The organism is Corynebacterium sp. HMSC08D02, assembly GCF_001807505.1.
Taxonomy (GTDB): Bacteria; Actinomycetota; Actinomycetes; order Mycobacteriales; family Mycobacteriaceae; genus Corynebacterium; species Corynebacterium pseudogenitalium.
Window position 1 is genome coordinate 1 of sequence record NZ_KV789233.1, and the last position, 14156, is coordinate 14156.

General features: G+C 55.8%; 12 protein-coding genes. 7 read left to right on the forward strand and 5 right to left on the reverse strand.

Features of this window, described 5'->3' with window-relative positions; translation table 11 throughout:
• Positions 1–629: hypothetical protein (locus HMPREF3170_RS00010; protein ID WP_141742140.1), on the reverse strand; the 629-nt coding region annotated here is incomplete at its 3' end.
• Positions 630–1024: 395 nt separating this feature from the next.
• Here HMPREF3170_RS00010 and HMPREF3170_RS00015 point away from each other — a divergent pair.
• On the forward strand, positions 1025–3616 hold the full coding sequence (locus tag HMPREF3170_RS00015) for an excinuclease ABC subunit UvrA (RefSeq protein ID WP_070476917.1): 2592 nt from the start codon (positions 1025–1027) through the stop codon (positions 3614–3616).
• A gap of 142 nt (positions 3617–3758) precedes the next feature.
• Here the strand turns inward: HMPREF3170_RS00015 and HMPREF3170_RS00020 are convergent, their stop codons facing one another.
• The gene (locus HMPREF3170_RS00020; RefSeq protein ID WP_246814874.1) at positions 3759–4028 is read right to left on the reverse strand and encodes a type II toxin-antitoxin system Phd/YefM family antitoxin; all 270 of its coding nucleotides are present in this window, start codon (positions 4026–4028) and stop codon (positions 3759–3761) included.
• 520 nt (positions 4029–4548) lie between these two features.
• Here HMPREF3170_RS00020 and HMPREF3170_RS00025 point away from each other — a divergent pair.
• The 5 genes from HMPREF3170_RS00025 to HMPREF3170_RS00040 all read left to right on the forward strand — a co-directional run bounded on the left by HMPREF3170_RS00025 (position 4549) and on the right by HMPREF3170_RS00040 (position 10725).
• Positions 4549–4995, forward strand: coding sequence for a hypothetical protein (locus HMPREF3170_RS00025; RefSeq protein WP_246814875.1), 447 nt, complete (start codon positions 4549–4551; stop codon positions 4993–4995).
• 41 nt (positions 4996–5036) lie between these two features.
• Complete coding sequence (locus HMPREF3170_RS00030; protein WP_070476921.1) at positions 5037–5534, forward strand: hypothetical protein; 498 nt, start codon at positions 5037–5039, stop codon at positions 5532–5534.
• A gap of 280 nt (positions 5535–5814) precedes the next feature.
• Complete coding sequence (locus tag HMPREF3170_RS11195; RefSeq protein WP_083290767.1) at positions 5815–7344, forward strand: LGFP repeat-containing protein; 1530 nt, start codon at positions 5815–5817, stop codon at positions 7342–7344.
• Between the two features lie 188 nt (positions 7345–7532).
• On the forward strand, positions 7533–7697 hold the full coding sequence (locus HMPREF3170_RS11625; protein WP_168161596.1) for a hypothetical protein: 165 nt from the start codon (positions 7533–7535) through the stop codon (positions 7695–7697).
• Positions 7698–7884: 187 nt separating this feature from the next.
• On the forward strand, positions 7885–10725 hold the full coding sequence (locus tag HMPREF3170_RS00040; protein ID WP_070476925.1) for a DNA methyltransferase: 2841 nt from the start codon (positions 7885–7887) through the stop codon (positions 10723–10725).
• A gap of 363 nt (positions 10726–11088) precedes the next feature.
• Here the strand turns inward: HMPREF3170_RS00040 and HMPREF3170_RS00045 are convergent, their stop codons facing one another.
• The 3 genes from HMPREF3170_RS00045 to HMPREF3170_RS00055 form a co-directional block, all read right to left on the reverse strand.
• Positions 11089–11862: a hypothetical protein gene (locus HMPREF3170_RS00045; protein WP_070476997.1), complete on the reverse strand. Its 774-nt coding sequence runs from the start codon at positions 11860–11862 to the stop codon at positions 11089–11091.
• 139 nt (positions 11863–12001) lie between these two features.
• Positions 12002–12484, reverse strand: coding sequence for a hypothetical protein (locus HMPREF3170_RS00050; RefSeq protein ID WP_070476927.1), 483 nt, complete (start codon positions 12482–12484; stop codon positions 12002–12004).
• Entirely contained in the window at positions 12484–12786 is a 303-nt protein-coding gene (locus HMPREF3170_RS00055) for a hypothetical protein (protein ID WP_070476929.1), read from the reverse strand. Before HMPREF3170_RS00055 ends, HMPREF3170_RS00050 begins: the two co-directional genes overlap by 1 nt.
• A gap of 218 nt (positions 12787–13004) precedes the next feature.
• Here HMPREF3170_RS00055 and HMPREF3170_RS00060 point away from each other — a divergent pair, with 218 nt between their 5' ends.
• Positions 13005–13934 (forward strand): Abi family protein, encoded by a 930-nt coding sequence (locus HMPREF3170_RS00060; RefSeq protein WP_070476931.1) that lies wholly within the window; start codon positions 13005–13007, stop codon positions 13932–13934.
• The last annotated feature ends 222 nt before the right edge of the window (positions 13935–14156 follow it).

Consider the following 14156-nt stretch of genomic DNA (forward strand, 5'->3'; position numbering starts at 1 on the left):
TGCAGGAAGATTCGTTTCATCTCCTCGCTGCTGCCAGGAAGACTCTGGATGTCCTCCGCCCATCCCGCTAAGCGTTGTGCTCTCCGAGTCTGCGACAACAGATCGACCTGTTGGTTCAGCTGCCGCCAAAGTTCCTCGACAGCCTGCGGGCTGTGGTCTTTGCCCAACGTTTTCAGTGCTTCCTCCACGGTAGTCTTCATCACTGCGTCGTTCGTTTCTGCTGGTGCGATCCCTGGATTGTGCCAGCGCATCATTCCTACCAGCCTCGTTGCGTTCCCTCCCGTCGCTTCCAAGGCTTTAATCACGAGCTGTCCTACTTGGTACTGCAAAAACTGGAACATTATTCGGTACAGAGACTGATCCTTGTCCTGTTGAATGCCCGGTGTCGAGCGCAGTACGTCGATAGCTTTGCGCTCCAGTTCTGTGTGCTCCTGGTTGAGTTGGGACACGATCTTGTACGCGGTCGGCTCGTTCGCGTTCTCCGGATCGGTTATCTTCAGGTACTCCACGAGCAGAAAGATCGAGTCGCTGTCGCGATCGACCATCGGAAGATCCCAATCCGACCCTCCCAGGATGTCCGGCACTGGTCGCTTCGGGTAACCGTGAAACCTGATTTGTGGTGTTGTCATCGTTGCTCCCTTCTACTTTCGGCAATGCTATGCAGGCATGCCGACATGACGGCATGGAGTCATGCTGGCGGGACGGCATGCTGGCATTCTGTGTTTGAGTCAGCGCTGGTCAGAGGGTGTCGAGGCGTATTTTCTCTCGCAAAGATTTGCGATTTTTCTTTATATCGTCAGCGGCTGCTTCGGTGAGGATTTCCATCATTGTCGGGAAGTATTCTCTGGCTTGTTCGCTAATACGAATCGTTAATTTCTTCTCACGGTCGGCTGGTTTCATTCCGGTTTCAGCAGCAGTGGTTGATTACCCGTGGTTGCGGAGGCCACATAGGCTTGTGGCGTCGTGCTACGCACCGAGGACACCCTCCTCCGAGACGAGCAGCCCACACGGTAGGGTGGCCACCATGATTCACTCCACGTCCGAGTCCCCGGCTGCGCACGCTTCAGCGCGTGCGGGTCACGATCCAATGATCCGGGTGCGTGATGCGCACCTGCATAACCTGAAGCACATCGACGTTGATCTGCCTCGGGATACCCTCGTGGCGGTCACCGGTGTGTCGGGCTCGGGAAAGTCCAGCCTGGCGTTCGGCACCATCCATGGGGAAGCGCAGCGTCGCTACCTGGAATCTGTTTCGCCGTTTGCGCGTCGTCTGATCGGTGGCGCGGTCAACCCGCGCGTCGGCTCGGTCGCGGGTTTGCCGCCGACAGTGGCGCTGCAGCAGTCCACCACCCTGGGTGGAGCGCGCTCTTCCGTGGGCACGATCTCGAATATGTCGAATAGCATTCGGCTGCTCTTTTCCCGCTCCGGCAGCTACCCGGACGGCATGCGCGAGCGACTGGAATACGGCAGGCTCGACTCCGACGCCTTCTCTCCCAACACTACGGCCGGCATGTGCCCCGAGTGCCAGGGCACCGGCACCGTGCACCAGCCGACGGAGGAGTCGATGGTGCCGGATCCCAGCCTGTCCATCTGGGACGGAGCGATCGCCGCGTGGCCGGGAGCGTGGTTGGGGAAGAACTTCCGGGACATCCTGGGCACCCTCGGCTACCCGCTGGACATCCCGTGGCGGGACATTCCGCAGAAGGACCGCGACTGGATCCTGTTCACGGACGAGCAGCCGGTGGTCACCGTCCACCCGGTGCGGGACGAAAACGCCGTGCATGGGTCGTATAAGGGTAAGTGGCGCTCGGTTGCCACGTACCTCACGGACACGTTGGCGGAGACGGAGTCGGATAAGAACCGTCGTCGGGTGCTCTCGTTTATGCATTCATCGACGTGCCCGACGTGCCAGGGCCGCGGGTTCCAGCCGGATACCCTGCAGGTCACCTATGCCGGGTACGCCATCGACGAGTTCAATGACTTGGCGTTGAAGGACGTACTGGCTGTGCTGGAGGATCGCCTGGAGCGCCTGGAGGGCATCACGGAGCAGCAGTGGAACGAGCACGACGAGGCCGAAGAGCTGCTGCTGGATCAGGTGCTGCCCACGGTGCGGGCGGCGAATGAGCTGGGACTGGGGCACTTAAGCCTTTCCCGTCCGGCGCGGACCTTGTCCGCGGGCGAGCACCAGCGACTGCGGCTGGCCTCCCAGCTGAACTCGAGCCTGTTCGGTACGACCTACGTGTTGGATGAGCCCTCGGCTGGCCTGCACGTGGTGGAGCGCAAGGCGGTCTCTGAGCTGCTCCAGCGCTTCATCGACGCTGGTAATTCGGTACTGCTGGTGGAGCACGACATGTCGCTCGTGGCGGGGTGCGATTGGATCGTGGATATCGGCCCGCGTGCAGGGGAGCGCGGCGGGGAGCTGGTGTTCTCTGGGCCTCTTGACCAGTTCCGCGCCAACGCCGAGCAGCTGGGCTCGCCCACGGCGATCGCCCTGAATGCGGACTTTCCCGAACTGACGGACACCCCTGCCGGCACCGGTGACTCCATCAGCCTGCGCGGCGTGCACGCACGCGCCTTCGACGGCACCGACGTGGACTTCCCGCTAGGAGCACTCACTGCAGTCACGGGCGTATCCGGTTCCGGCAAGTCCACCCTGGTCATCGGGGTGCTGGCGGACGTGGTGTCCCGCTCTGCCAAGCAGGTGGTCGGCGCCGACGAGGCCTCGGGAGAGGATGCGGATGCCGAACTCACTGCAAACTCCGACGACTCCCGGGATTTCCGGGTGGACAACGTAGAGGGCGTCGAGAAGATTCGTCGGCTGGTGCACATCACTCAGAAGCCGATTGGGCGCACGGTACGCTCCACCGTCGCGACGTACACGGGGCTGTTCGATCACGTCCGCAAGCTCTTCGCCGCGACCCCAGAGGCCAAGCGGCGGGGCATGTCGGTGTCGGACTTTTCCTATAACACGACGAAGGGCCGCTGCCCGGAGTGCGACGGTGCGGGCAGCATCGAGGTCGAGCTGGTGTTCCTGCCCGGCACGTACACCACTTGCCCGGCCTGCCACGGCAAGCGCTACAAGCCGGAGATCCTTGAGGTGCAGTGGAACGGCCGCAGCATCGCGGATATCTTGGCCCTGACCGTGGACGAGGCGCTGGAGGTTTTCGCCGAGGAGTCGAAGATTCTGCGCTCTGTCGAATTCTTGCACGCGCTCGGCCTGGGCTATCTGCGGCTGGGGCAGGGGTCCCCGGAGCTTTCGGGCGGGGAGGCGCAGCGCATCAAGCTGGCCTCCGAAATGCAGCGCGGTTCTAGCCGCAAGCACAGCCTGTACCTCCTGGACGAGCCAACGACAGGCCTACACCCGGCGGATGTTGATCTGTTGCTCGCCCAGCTGCGCCGCCTTGTCGACGACGGCGCCACAGTGGTCGTCGTCGAGCACGACCTGCGGGTGGTCGCGCAGGCCGACCACATTATCGACGTCGGCCCAGGCGCCGGGGACGAGGGCGGCCAGATCTTGGCCACCGGGACGCCGGCGGCAGTCGCCCAGCAGGGGACAGATCCGGATTCGCGCTCGGTGACGGCCCAGGTGCTGGCCGAACGGGCTGGGTTGCGCTGAGGGGGAGCATCCAGCGTCCTGCTGGAACGCGGTGATGCTCGACGCGGATGCGCCTCTGGGTCTGCTTGTCGAGTTTGCGTAGTTCCTTCGCAGCAGAAGATTTGAAGGTGATGCGATAAGTGGCGTTTGACATAACCGAGCTTTACGCGAAGCCGAGTTCCTTTTTGAGGTCCTCAAACGAGATTTCCTCGCTCTCTTGCCGAGCAATTTCGGCGGCGCGGATGTCTTCCATGTCCTCGAGAGCTTCGACAGCGCGGGCAAAGAATGTAGGAGAGACGACAACTGCGCGAGCGCGGCTGCCACGGCTGGTGATAACAACAGGTGTGCGCTGCGCTTCTTCTAATAACCTGCTCTGGGAATTGCGAAATTCGCTGGAAGTCACTGATTTTGTTTCCATCTCGTAAATGTACATCTTGTACATATTGGTTGGCAACGATATTTCACTGATTGTTCCGATTCGGGCTTGTGGTCAAAAGGCGCTGTAGCGCGATTGATCTGCAAGGTTTTGCTCGTGTCGAGGTGTTAAAGGAGTGCGATGCAGGTCGCACATTTTCGTCCAGCCCGGCTGATTTTCGACGACCAGCGTCGCACTCCTTAAGCACCTCGACCGGAATGGGCTGCAGCTGTTTGTTCGAGCTTCCCAGTCGCCAAGTCGAACGAGGAGACACGCAAAAAGATATTGCCAGCCGCGCGTGGACCGCACCCAGCGCATTCGTTGGGCTTGAGGGACATGTGGTGTGTAAAAGCCGCTGCCGAACCACCCATTTCTCACGCTTAAGCTGGGGCTCCACTGACTGTCGATGCCGGTATCAATTCTCTCGGCCACTGTGCTGGGCGCATGCTGGGTGACGCGTAGTCGGTAAGGCACGTGTTAGCATCTGGTGACGGACGGGTGTAAACCCTACAGAAGTTCCCACTTTGGATTTATGGAAATGGCAAAAGCTCCAGAGCATCAATTCGATTTAAAGGCCGCTGCAAACTATTTGGCCGAAATTCTCAATAAGGATGCTTTGAGTGAAAGCGATTCTCGGGTTGAAGGTGCCGTATCCTCGCCGAAGTTTCATGGGGCTGCCGCTTGGATTGATACATTTTTATATCTCGTTTTGGAAGTGGAAACGTCGACTGGGACCACCTTCGTGGGGTTTGAAACTCTCTTTCAACCCGAGGGAACGTTTCACGAAAATTCGGTTGAGTATGAGAATGTCCATGATTTGTGGGCGTACGAAATTGCTGGTGATTTGTTTCTTCAAACACTCAGTTTTGAGGATCCGGATCGTATCACGTGGATGAGAGTTGATACGAAACATTTCGTTCCTGCTACGTGGAGCGATTTGCTGGATTTTGCGTATGGGTCGAATCGAATATGGGTGCGTGATTAAAGTGGTACCAACACCGGCATGAAACCTACAGGAGCAGCCTCATGAACGCCGACGTACACTCCAGTTATTTCCTTGCTGATTCCTACGGGTCGCGCCTGGAGAAGATTGACGAAGAGTCGCGCGCCCTGCTTGCCGAATACCAGACTTTGCAGCCTCCTCTCGTCTCGCCGGATATGGATGTCACGAATCTCCGTGGGACCGCTTTCCCGCGGAGCTCAGTGGAGCGGATCCGCGATTCGAGCCTCAGCGAAGAGGAGCGTCAGAAAGCAGTGACCTACCTGCTGGGTTGTTGGTATATCGACCAGGTTGATGGTGTTTGGGATTTCGTTCCCATGCTTGTGGATAGGCCAGCGCTCTACCTTTCGTTTGGCCTCGGGGTCCGGACGGAGAACGGCTCGATGCTCATTATCGCCGAGTCTGCTCGAGAGCTTGTGGAAGGCGGGGACCTGGCTTTTAGTGAGGCCTTCTATGCGTCCAACGTGAAAGTCGAACGGCGACTTGCGGAAGAGAGGTCGCGCTCGGAGGAGGCTCGGGCCTAGATTCTCGCACCAAACGTCCATGCCATCAAACGTGCATGAAGGTTCGCTTGGGCAAGGACTGACTTGAGTTGAGGACTGTAAGGCGCAGAGTTGAGGTGTTGAAGCACGTAATGATTCCGCCATCTGCAGTGCTTTTACTGGGGTAGCGCAGGAGCACAGCTGCATGTGCGAAAGCGAGTTTACCCCTCCCAATATCGAAGCCACGAAAGTCCTGCGCAGGATTGTCGAATCAGCTACTCTAACGAGAAAGTTGATTTCCCCTCCCTAAGTAGGTTGCAAAATGAAATTGATTAACCGCATTCTCCCTCCCGTCACTGCGTTTCTTGCCGCGTGCAGTTTAGGCGTGGCCACAGCTAGCGCCGATGTCTTTCATGGGCATTGGATCGGCGGCCGAATTGAAGAAACGTATCAACGCCTCGGCGGATGGCCCACATTTGGGGATGCTTTGACTCCCGAAAGCGTGTCGGCGTGGAATGGTCGTTTTCAAGTCTTTGCCCGCGATTCCTCCATTTACTGGCACCCCAACATCGATGGTGGAACCGCCCACCAAGTTGGAGGGGCAATCAGGGACAAATGGGCGGAATTGGGGTGGGAACGGGAGCATCTGGGTTATCCCGTCACAGATGAACTTCCCACTCGGAAGCCAGGAGGGCGATTCAACCATTTTCAAGGAGGATCGATCTATTGGAGCCCGTCCACCGGCGCGCATAATGTTCAAGGCGAGATTAAAAAGCGATGGGGTTTGAGCGACTGGGAAATGGGCCCACTTGGCTTTCCTACGACCGACGAGATCGACACTCCTGGCGGAGAAGGAAAGTTCAATCACTTTCAAAGAGGCTCGGTCTATTGGAGCCCGTCCACCGGCGCGCATAAAGTGCTAGGCGAAATTAGAAACTACTGGGGTAAACACGGGTGGGAGAAGAGTAGGTTCGGTTTTCCTGTATCCGAGGAACGGCATTTGAATGACGGCGCAGTTCAACAAGAATTTCAAGGCCATGCCCTTCAATGGGTTCCTTTTAGGCCCGCATCCCTACCAACCTACGACTCTGCATATGGTAGCTACAACCAGATTTACGATATTTTCAATATCAGTGAGCAATGGACCCCGCAGGCCCTCAATAGAGAGTTGACCACTCGGTTTAATCAATATTTCACTTTCACGGGCTGTCCTGACATCCTCCACGTAGGAGATACTTGCGACCTTGACACAGCATTACCTGTGGTTGCCCCAGTACGAGTAGAGGCCATTTCTCCAGACGGTTTCACCCTTAAATCCCTGGAGGGGCACCCCGAGGGTGCCGGCAGGTTGATTAACTTCAGATTCGTTCCGACTACCGTCACAGGGGTTACGACTATCAGATTGCAAGTACAAGCATGGGGGCCAGTTTCAAGTGCATCGCTCGCCGGGCCTTTGAACTCCGAAACCATCGCTCGGTATTCATGGTCCCGCCTGGCACACAATCTAAGGAAGCGAACTTCGACTGCATCTGCTACATACATCACCGCAGATAAGAACACAACCTCTGTTAGGACGTTGAATGTTCCCAATTCGGACTCAGCTTTTGCCCTTTCAGGTGCTGAGGTGGTTGACACGAAAGACTACCAGTTGAGCGAAGGTATGGACCGCGTTCCGCTCTTCCCAGCAGGAACATCCTCGGAGGAAATCGAAGCGGCACTGCAAGGTGGTAGCATGCCCACTTCATTTCCAACAATCCTTGAAAATGAGACCGACACCTCAAGCGACACCACGACCGATAGTCAGCCAGAGCCCGTTCAGATAACACAGGGAGCAGAAGATAGAACACAATAGAAGTCGTCTCGTCACCCCCAAAAAAGAAGAATTAGGAGAGAAACATGGTCTTTGCGGTTCTCAGTTTCGGTGCAGCAATCGCGCTATTCGTGTCCTTTTGCATCTTGGTAATTGGGTTCGTAGTCCACTTACTCCTAGTCCACTTCTCAGTGAAGCGAAAGGTGCTTTCTGCATACCGTTTCTTAGTGGTGATGGTTTTATTAGCACCTGTTTTTCTGATGTACGACGGGTTCGGCGGTGGGAGGCGTGACGGCTTCTTTAGCGTAGTGGTCACCGGGTATTTAATTACCGCAGTCATCATCAGTTTCCTTGGGCGCATCATTGAGTACTACAACAGCGAAGAGCGGGAGTAGTTAAGCAAAACGTGCGGTCATCATCGTTGTGCGGGGCACCTGAAACCGTTGGCGTTGAAGATGGTTGGATGAACTCGCTGCGGTAGCAGGCGTCGACTCCCCAAGGAAGAAGTTCTCTTGGGTTGAGGCCCTACGCTTATCGACGTTCGCCCGCTCGCATGTCGGGCGCCTCCGTTAAGCTACCTGTATGAGTTCTGTGACAACTGCTCCGCGCCTTGATCGCGCTACCATGCGCCGCAACCTTGACGGCTTCAAACACCGTTGGAACGAACGCCTCGACGGGTGGCGCTCCCTCGACGAGGGCGCACTGGAACGCAAGTATGCGCAGTCATACTGGGCAGAGCTCCTCGCGTGCTTCGGCATCACCGCTTCACGCATGGACTTGTTTGAGCAGGACGCGAAGCGCGCCTCAAGCGGACAACGCGGCTACATCGACCTCTTCTGGCCCGGAGTCGTCATCGGCGAAGCCAAAAAACCGGGCGTCGACCTACAAGTAGCGATCGACCAAGCCCGCGACTACCTCCTCGGCGGCACCGTCAACGACGCCGAACAACCCCGCTACATCATCGCCACCGACTTCTACCGCATCCGACTCATGCGCCTCGGCGACCCAGAGACTCGATTCAACATCGAGTTCCCGCTCGAAGAAATCACGGACCACGTCGACGAACTCAAATTCCTGGCGGGCTACGAGGACAAGCTCACGCACGTTGAGCAGACCCAGGCTTCGATCGCGGCGTCGAAAATCATGGCGAACCTGTTTACCGCGATGGTCGGTGACGAGGTGGACGAAGAAGTTGGCGACGCAGCCCCTACGTACATGCAGGATGAGGAGCTCGCGGTGCAGGAAACGTCCATGTTCCTCACGCGGCTGTTGTTCCTGCTGTTCGGCGATGATGCCGGGCTGTGGGAGCAGGACCTGTTTTATCGTTTCATTCTTGAGCACACCAACAGTGAGAACCTCGGCACACAGCTTGCTGGTCTGTTCGAGGTCCTCAACACCCCGGAGGAGCGCCGCCGACGCGTCCCCGATTCGATGGCGGCATTCCCGTACGTCAATGGCGCCCTGTTTGAAACTATGATGCCGACGCAGTTTTTCACCCCGGAGATGCGCGACGCAATCCTGGTCGCCTGCCGTTTTCAGTGGACGAACATCTCACCGGCGATCTTCGGTTCGCTTTTCCAGCTCGTGAAGTCCAAGGAGGCACGTCGCGACGACGGCGAGCATTACACCTCCGAGAAGAACATCTTGAAGACGCTCGGCCCGCTATTTCTCGACGAGCTCCGCGAAGAAGCCGACCGCCTCATCAATTCAAAATCAACCAGTGTGAAGAAGCTCCGCGAATTCCGCGACAGTCTCGCTACACACGTATTCATGGACCCGGCATGTGGTTCCGGAAACTTCCTCATCGTTGCCTACCGTGAGCTGCGCAAGATTGAGACCGACGTCATCGTTGCGATCCGCGAACGCGAAGGCAACACCGCCATGTCGCTGGATATCACGTGGGAGCAGAAGCTTTCCATCGGCCAGTTCTACGGCATCGAACTGAACTGGTGGCCAGCCCGCATCGCCGAGACCGCAATGTTCCTCGTCGACCACCAGGCGAACCGTGAACTTGCCGACCGCGTCGGCCTTGCACCAGAGCGCCTACCGATCAGCATCACCGCACACATCACCCACGCCAACGCACTCTCGGTGGATTGGCGAAATGTCCTGCCGGAAACTTCTGGGCAAACTTATGTGTTCGGCAACCCACCGTTTCGCGGCGATGCACGGACGAAAGAGCAGCAAGCTGATTTAGAGCGAGCATGGTTAGGAAAAACAGCGAAGATTTCTCGTTTAGATTTCGTAACTGGATGGCATGCCAAAAGTCTTGACTTGTTCGAAAAGCGTCGTGGTTCATTTGCTTTCGTAACGACAAACTCAATCGTTCAAGGTGATCAAGTTCCACGATTATTTGGGCCGATCTTCGCAGCTAGGTGGCGCATTCGATTCGCGCATCGAACATTTGCATGGGATTCCGAAGCCCCTGGTAAGGCAGCCGTGCACTGCGTTATCGTTGGCTTTGATCGTGCTGATGAACCACGACCTAGGTTGTGGGACTATCCAAGCGTCAAGTCCGATCCTGTTGAGATGCCTGTAGAGCGGGCAATCAATGCATATCTCGTGGACGGTCCTAACGTGCTTGTGGAGAAGGCATCGAAACCGATCTCTTCAGAGGTTGAAAAAACCGCATATGGGTCAAAACCTACCGATGGTGGTCACCTCATCGTTGAACCCGACGAATATGAAGCAGTTATCGCTGATCCAATTGCTGCACAGTACGTTCACCGTTATGTCGGGGCGCGAGAGCTTCTTCATGGAGAAATGCGGTGGTGTCTTTGGCTTGAGGATGCTGGACCCAAGGACATCACATCGTCTCCGCTTCTTAAGCAACGCGTGGAAGCAGTTCGAGAATTTCGAGAGCAATCTAAAGCGGCTAGTACCCGTGAATTTGCCAAATTCCCTACACTATTTCGGCAGCGAGCAAAGATGGATACTGCATACTTGTGTATCCCCAGTGTGGTAAGCGAGGCTCGGCACTATTTCACTGCGGCAAGGCTAGATCCTGAGTTCGTTACCAGCAATCTAGCATTCCAAACACCTGACCCAGATGGTTATCAGTTTGGTCTGATTTCATCGTCCATGTTCATCACGTGGCAACGTACCGTCGGAGGGCGAATGAAGTCCGATCTGCGATTTGCTTCGACGCTTACCTGGTACACGTTCCCTGTTCCGGAGTTGGACGAAAAGACTCGCCAGCGGATCATCGACGCGGGCAAGAGAGTGCTTGCCGCGCGTGAACTGCACCCGGAGCGTTCGCTGGCGGAACACTACAACCCGCTCGCAATGGACTCGACGTTACGCAAGGCGCATGACGCGTTGGACAAGGAAGTCGACAAAGCGTTTGGAGCACCTCGCAAACTCACATCAGAGAAGCAACGTCAGGAATTGCTTTTCAAGAATTACGCTCGTATGACAAACTAAGCCGCAATATGCGAACGGGGCAGATGATTTTACAATCACCTGCCCCGTCCTGGTTCGTCCCCCAACGACTCACCAAGTGCTGCTTTGAGTATTCTTATGAACCCTCGGCAACAAAGTATGAGCGATGCGACATGCGACAACAACAATAGCGAGCGTACTCGCCATGCAGAAAGAGATCCTCAATGAAAGATCGCATGGTCATTTCCATTGCTGAATGTGACCGCACTAATCAGACGAGGGTCTTGCTGATCGCTGTCATGCGCATTGATTCTTAGCTGGAAAAGTGACCAACCAAGCGAAGCGAAGGCGGTAGCCGAACTGAGCAAAGCGAAAGCGGGAGTAACACAAGGTATGATTTCAGCGTCAGGATTCTCTCTCTTCTGTCCGGTGTCCTGGCTTGGTCAATTCTAAACTTGCGAGGTGCTTTTGTAGACGCTTCGACATCGGGAGGAACGTCCCCAGAGCGAGGCCCCCAGAGAGAACTGCACCGGCGACGGGGACGGTCTTAGCTACTCCGCTAGCGAATATTTTTTTAGTCATACTCACCCCGAGATAGCTCGCAACCTTTTTTACGATCGGATAGATCACTCCCTTGGTGAGTGCCTTCTGCGGGAGTTTCCTAGCAACATTGGCTGCGACCATGCCTGCAACTCGAGTCACTCCACCTTGAGCGAGCTGCACCCCAAACATCACACCCACGAACAGGACCAACATGCTCTCGGTCGCTTCGTCCAAATCTTCGCCATCATCGGCAAATAAATCAGGCCAGCTGTAGATATAGGCAAGCTTCTGGGCAATTCGAAGAATATGCCCCATGTACTGCGCAAGATCTGCCGGCACAGTCCCCGCCATCGCCAGGCCGCCAGGGATGCCTGCGATTGTCGAGAGGCCAGTAACCTTGCTCGTCTCATAGGTAATAGATGTGTTCGCTATCGCGGTGATGACCTTGAACGGGATGCCTGCCGCTGCCGGGCTGGTATTGACTGCTTCCTCGATTTGCGCCTCAGTGCAGTAACGCTTGAGGGCTTGGCGGAGGTAAGTAGCTCTGTTCATCCTCACCCCAGGGAGCTTCGCTGCAGCTTCCAACACCTGGGTGAAATTCGATCTCGGACTCTCGAGTTCTTGGGGTTGAGTCATGGATACATTGTATCTATGTTGCCGGTAGCGAAATATTCCGCAAGCCCTACTCGGCCCAAGAAGGTACAGCCAGTTCGCCAGTTCCTCCATTTTTGATGGCCTGAGTGAGCAACAGAAAGGACTTCCTCCCCCCCTAATCTCAATGTTGTGCTGAAGTGCGTACCTCTTTTGCAGTTGAGAGAACCGAGTCGACGGCAAGAACGGCTTCTATACGGTGGACTGGCGTATCAGCCTGGGCCAGCTCCTCGCGAGCGTTGGCAAGTCGGCGATACATATCTTCAATGACACCATCCTGACCTGCGATTCTCGTGCCGATGCCCTTGGTGTATTTCAGCTTATCCCAGGCGATTAGTTCCTCAGAAATATCAAACGAGGCATCATTGCTAAGCTGCTCAATCTCACCCGATATCGGTCCAAGCTTGGTTCCTCCGGTGTCATAAGAGCGAAGGATAAAAAAGACTCCGACTCCGATGGACCCAAGGGTCACAAGGGAGGCTAAAACGATGAGAGCGATGCCATAAAAAAGCATTGCCAGCAAGGCAACTATCATTCCGATTAAACCGGACATCCCTTGCCAGAATGAAGGGCCATCGTCGTTGGCTTCAGAAGAGTTATTAGCCATTAGAGATCCTTCGCATACTCGACGAAACCCGGCCACACCAGGTAAGCAGCATAGAAGAGTAGTGCTCCCACGATGAGCCCAACAACCAAGATAATGATGCCGGCGATTCTCTTTAGTTGCGGGCTTCGCTCGGGGGTTGAGCGAAGCTCGGCAACTAGATCTCGCATCTGAGAACGTACGTCGCTGTACTCTTCTTCGGTTTTCGCTAGCCTGCGTTGACGGCGCACACGTTCGACATCCTCAATGGAAATCGTCGGCTGTGTTTGGGCCGACTTAATCCGCGTCACGGGGTTCAGATTCATGCAAGTAAAGATACCATGGCACGAAAGGCCCCAGTGATAGATGTTTCAGAAGGTAGTAACAAGCTTTGTAGAGATCACACCCTGACAGCAGCAGCTTTGCATTAGCTGGGGGAAGTACTGTAGAGTGGACCGCAATAGATCCCCGGTCAGGCCTCTTCCCCATGAGGGGAATGCACAAATGACCGGGGCCTTTCATTATTTGTGGAGGCCCATATTTGATGCCGAAGGGGTGGCTGAGCTACGAGCAGCAGATCGAGCTGCTTGGCCAGCGAGGCATGCACATCGATGACACTGCAGCTGCAGCTAAGTTTCTCGCACGGGTCAACTACTACCGCTTCTCTGGGTATTTCCGGCATTGGCAGCAAGATCCGGCACGAGGCGACAACCGATTCTTCAAAGGCACCTCATTTGAGGCCATTTGTGCTCTCTATGACGCCGAGCAGGAGCTCGTGACTGTCTGTGATGAACTGCTGCATCCTCTTGAGGTTCTCCTGCGTACCCGCTTTGCTTACGCTTACGGTCAACACGTGGGCGTAACAGGGATGTTCGCGCGTGGGGAGGGTTTTACCCAATCACCCCGCGCCGATGCTGAACGTGTCGAAGAGCATGCGCTTTCCAATCTTGACCGCAGTAAAGAAGCATTCGTTACTCACTACCGCGATGACATCAAGCAAGGGCACACCTACAAGCCTGAAGCCTACGGCCGCATGCCGATCTGGGCTGCAGTCGAAGCGTTCTCGTTCGGTACCCTGTCCCGTCTCATCGAGGCTTCCGGTGAGTCCGGTGTGTTAGATGACATCGCAGAATCGATGAACACCTCGCGTAAGTTCCTGCCTGGCCAGGTGAAGTCATTCGTCTATCTGCGTAACCGCGTAGCGCATTGTGCTCAACTGTGGAACCACCGTGTACTCGATGTCCCTGGCCTACAGCCCAAGACCACGAGGAAAATCAAGAAAGAATATCGCAACTTCTCGGATCATTCGATCTACAAAATCCTTGTTGCGCTCGATGACATCGCAACTCGGTCTAAAATCTCGGGCACCTGGCTGCGCGACGCCGTTGAACCGATTTTGAACAATAATCCACTACTTGCTCAGGGAATATCTCAACCGGCACGATACGGGGAAATACTTCCCCCAGCATCGTGAACTAGTATTTCATGTAGAAATCGTATGCGTACCCGTCTGCTGCTAGTGATAACCCAACAGCTCAGCCAGGTGTGGTTGTTATAAGCTGGCAGATCTTGTCCACGATGATTGTGGTGGTCTCTCTCCACGGCGATTGCGGACTTGATTTTAAATCGCACAGAATTTGCGTCTTTTGAGCAGCAAGTTGAAATCTTCGAAAAACAGATCACCCAGGCCCATGTC

Excerpts from the sequence above, each read along its gene's own strand:
- HMPREF3170_RS00025 (WP_246814875.1), top strand. The coding sequence starts at position 4,549 with ATGGCAAAAGCTCCAGAGCATCAATTCGATTTAAAGGCCGCTGCAAAC.
- HMPREF3170_RS00045 (WP_070476997.1), bottom strand. The coding sequence starts at position 11,862 with ATGACTCAACCCCAAGAACTCGAGAGTCCGAGATCGAATTTCACCCAG.
- HMPREF3170_RS00015 (WP_070476917.1), top strand. The coding sequence starts at position 1,025 with ATGATTCACTCCACGTCCGAGTCCCCGGCTGCGCACGCTTCAGCGCGT.
- HMPREF3170_RS00040 (WP_070476925.1), top strand. The coding sequence starts at position 7,885 with ATGAGTTCTGTGACAACTGCTCCGCGCCTTGATCGCGCTACCATGCGC.
- HMPREF3170_RS00060 (WP_070476931.1), top strand. The coding sequence starts at position 13,005 with ATGCCGAAGGGGTGGCTGAGCTACGAGCAGCAGATCGAGCTGCTTGGC.
- HMPREF3170_RS00030 (WP_070476921.1), top strand. The coding sequence starts at position 5,037 with ATGAACGCCGACGTACACTCCAGTTATTTCCTTGCTGATTCCTACGGG.
- HMPREF3170_RS00055 (WP_070476929.1), bottom strand. The coding sequence starts at position 12,786 with ATGAATCTGAACCCCGTGACGCGGATTAAGTCGGCCCAAACACAGCCG.
- HMPREF3170_RS00050 (WP_070476927.1), bottom strand. The coding sequence starts at position 12,484 with ATGGCTAATAACTCTTCTGAAGCCAACGACGATGGCCCTTCATTCTGG.
- HMPREF3170_RS00020 (WP_246814874.1), bottom strand. The coding sequence starts at position 4,028 with ATGTACATTTACGAGATGGAAACAAAATCAGTGACTTCCAGCGAATTT.
- HMPREF3170_RS11195 (WP_083290767.1), top strand. The coding sequence starts at position 5,815 with ATGAAATTGATTAACCGCATTCTCCCTCCCGTCACTGCGTTTCTTGCC.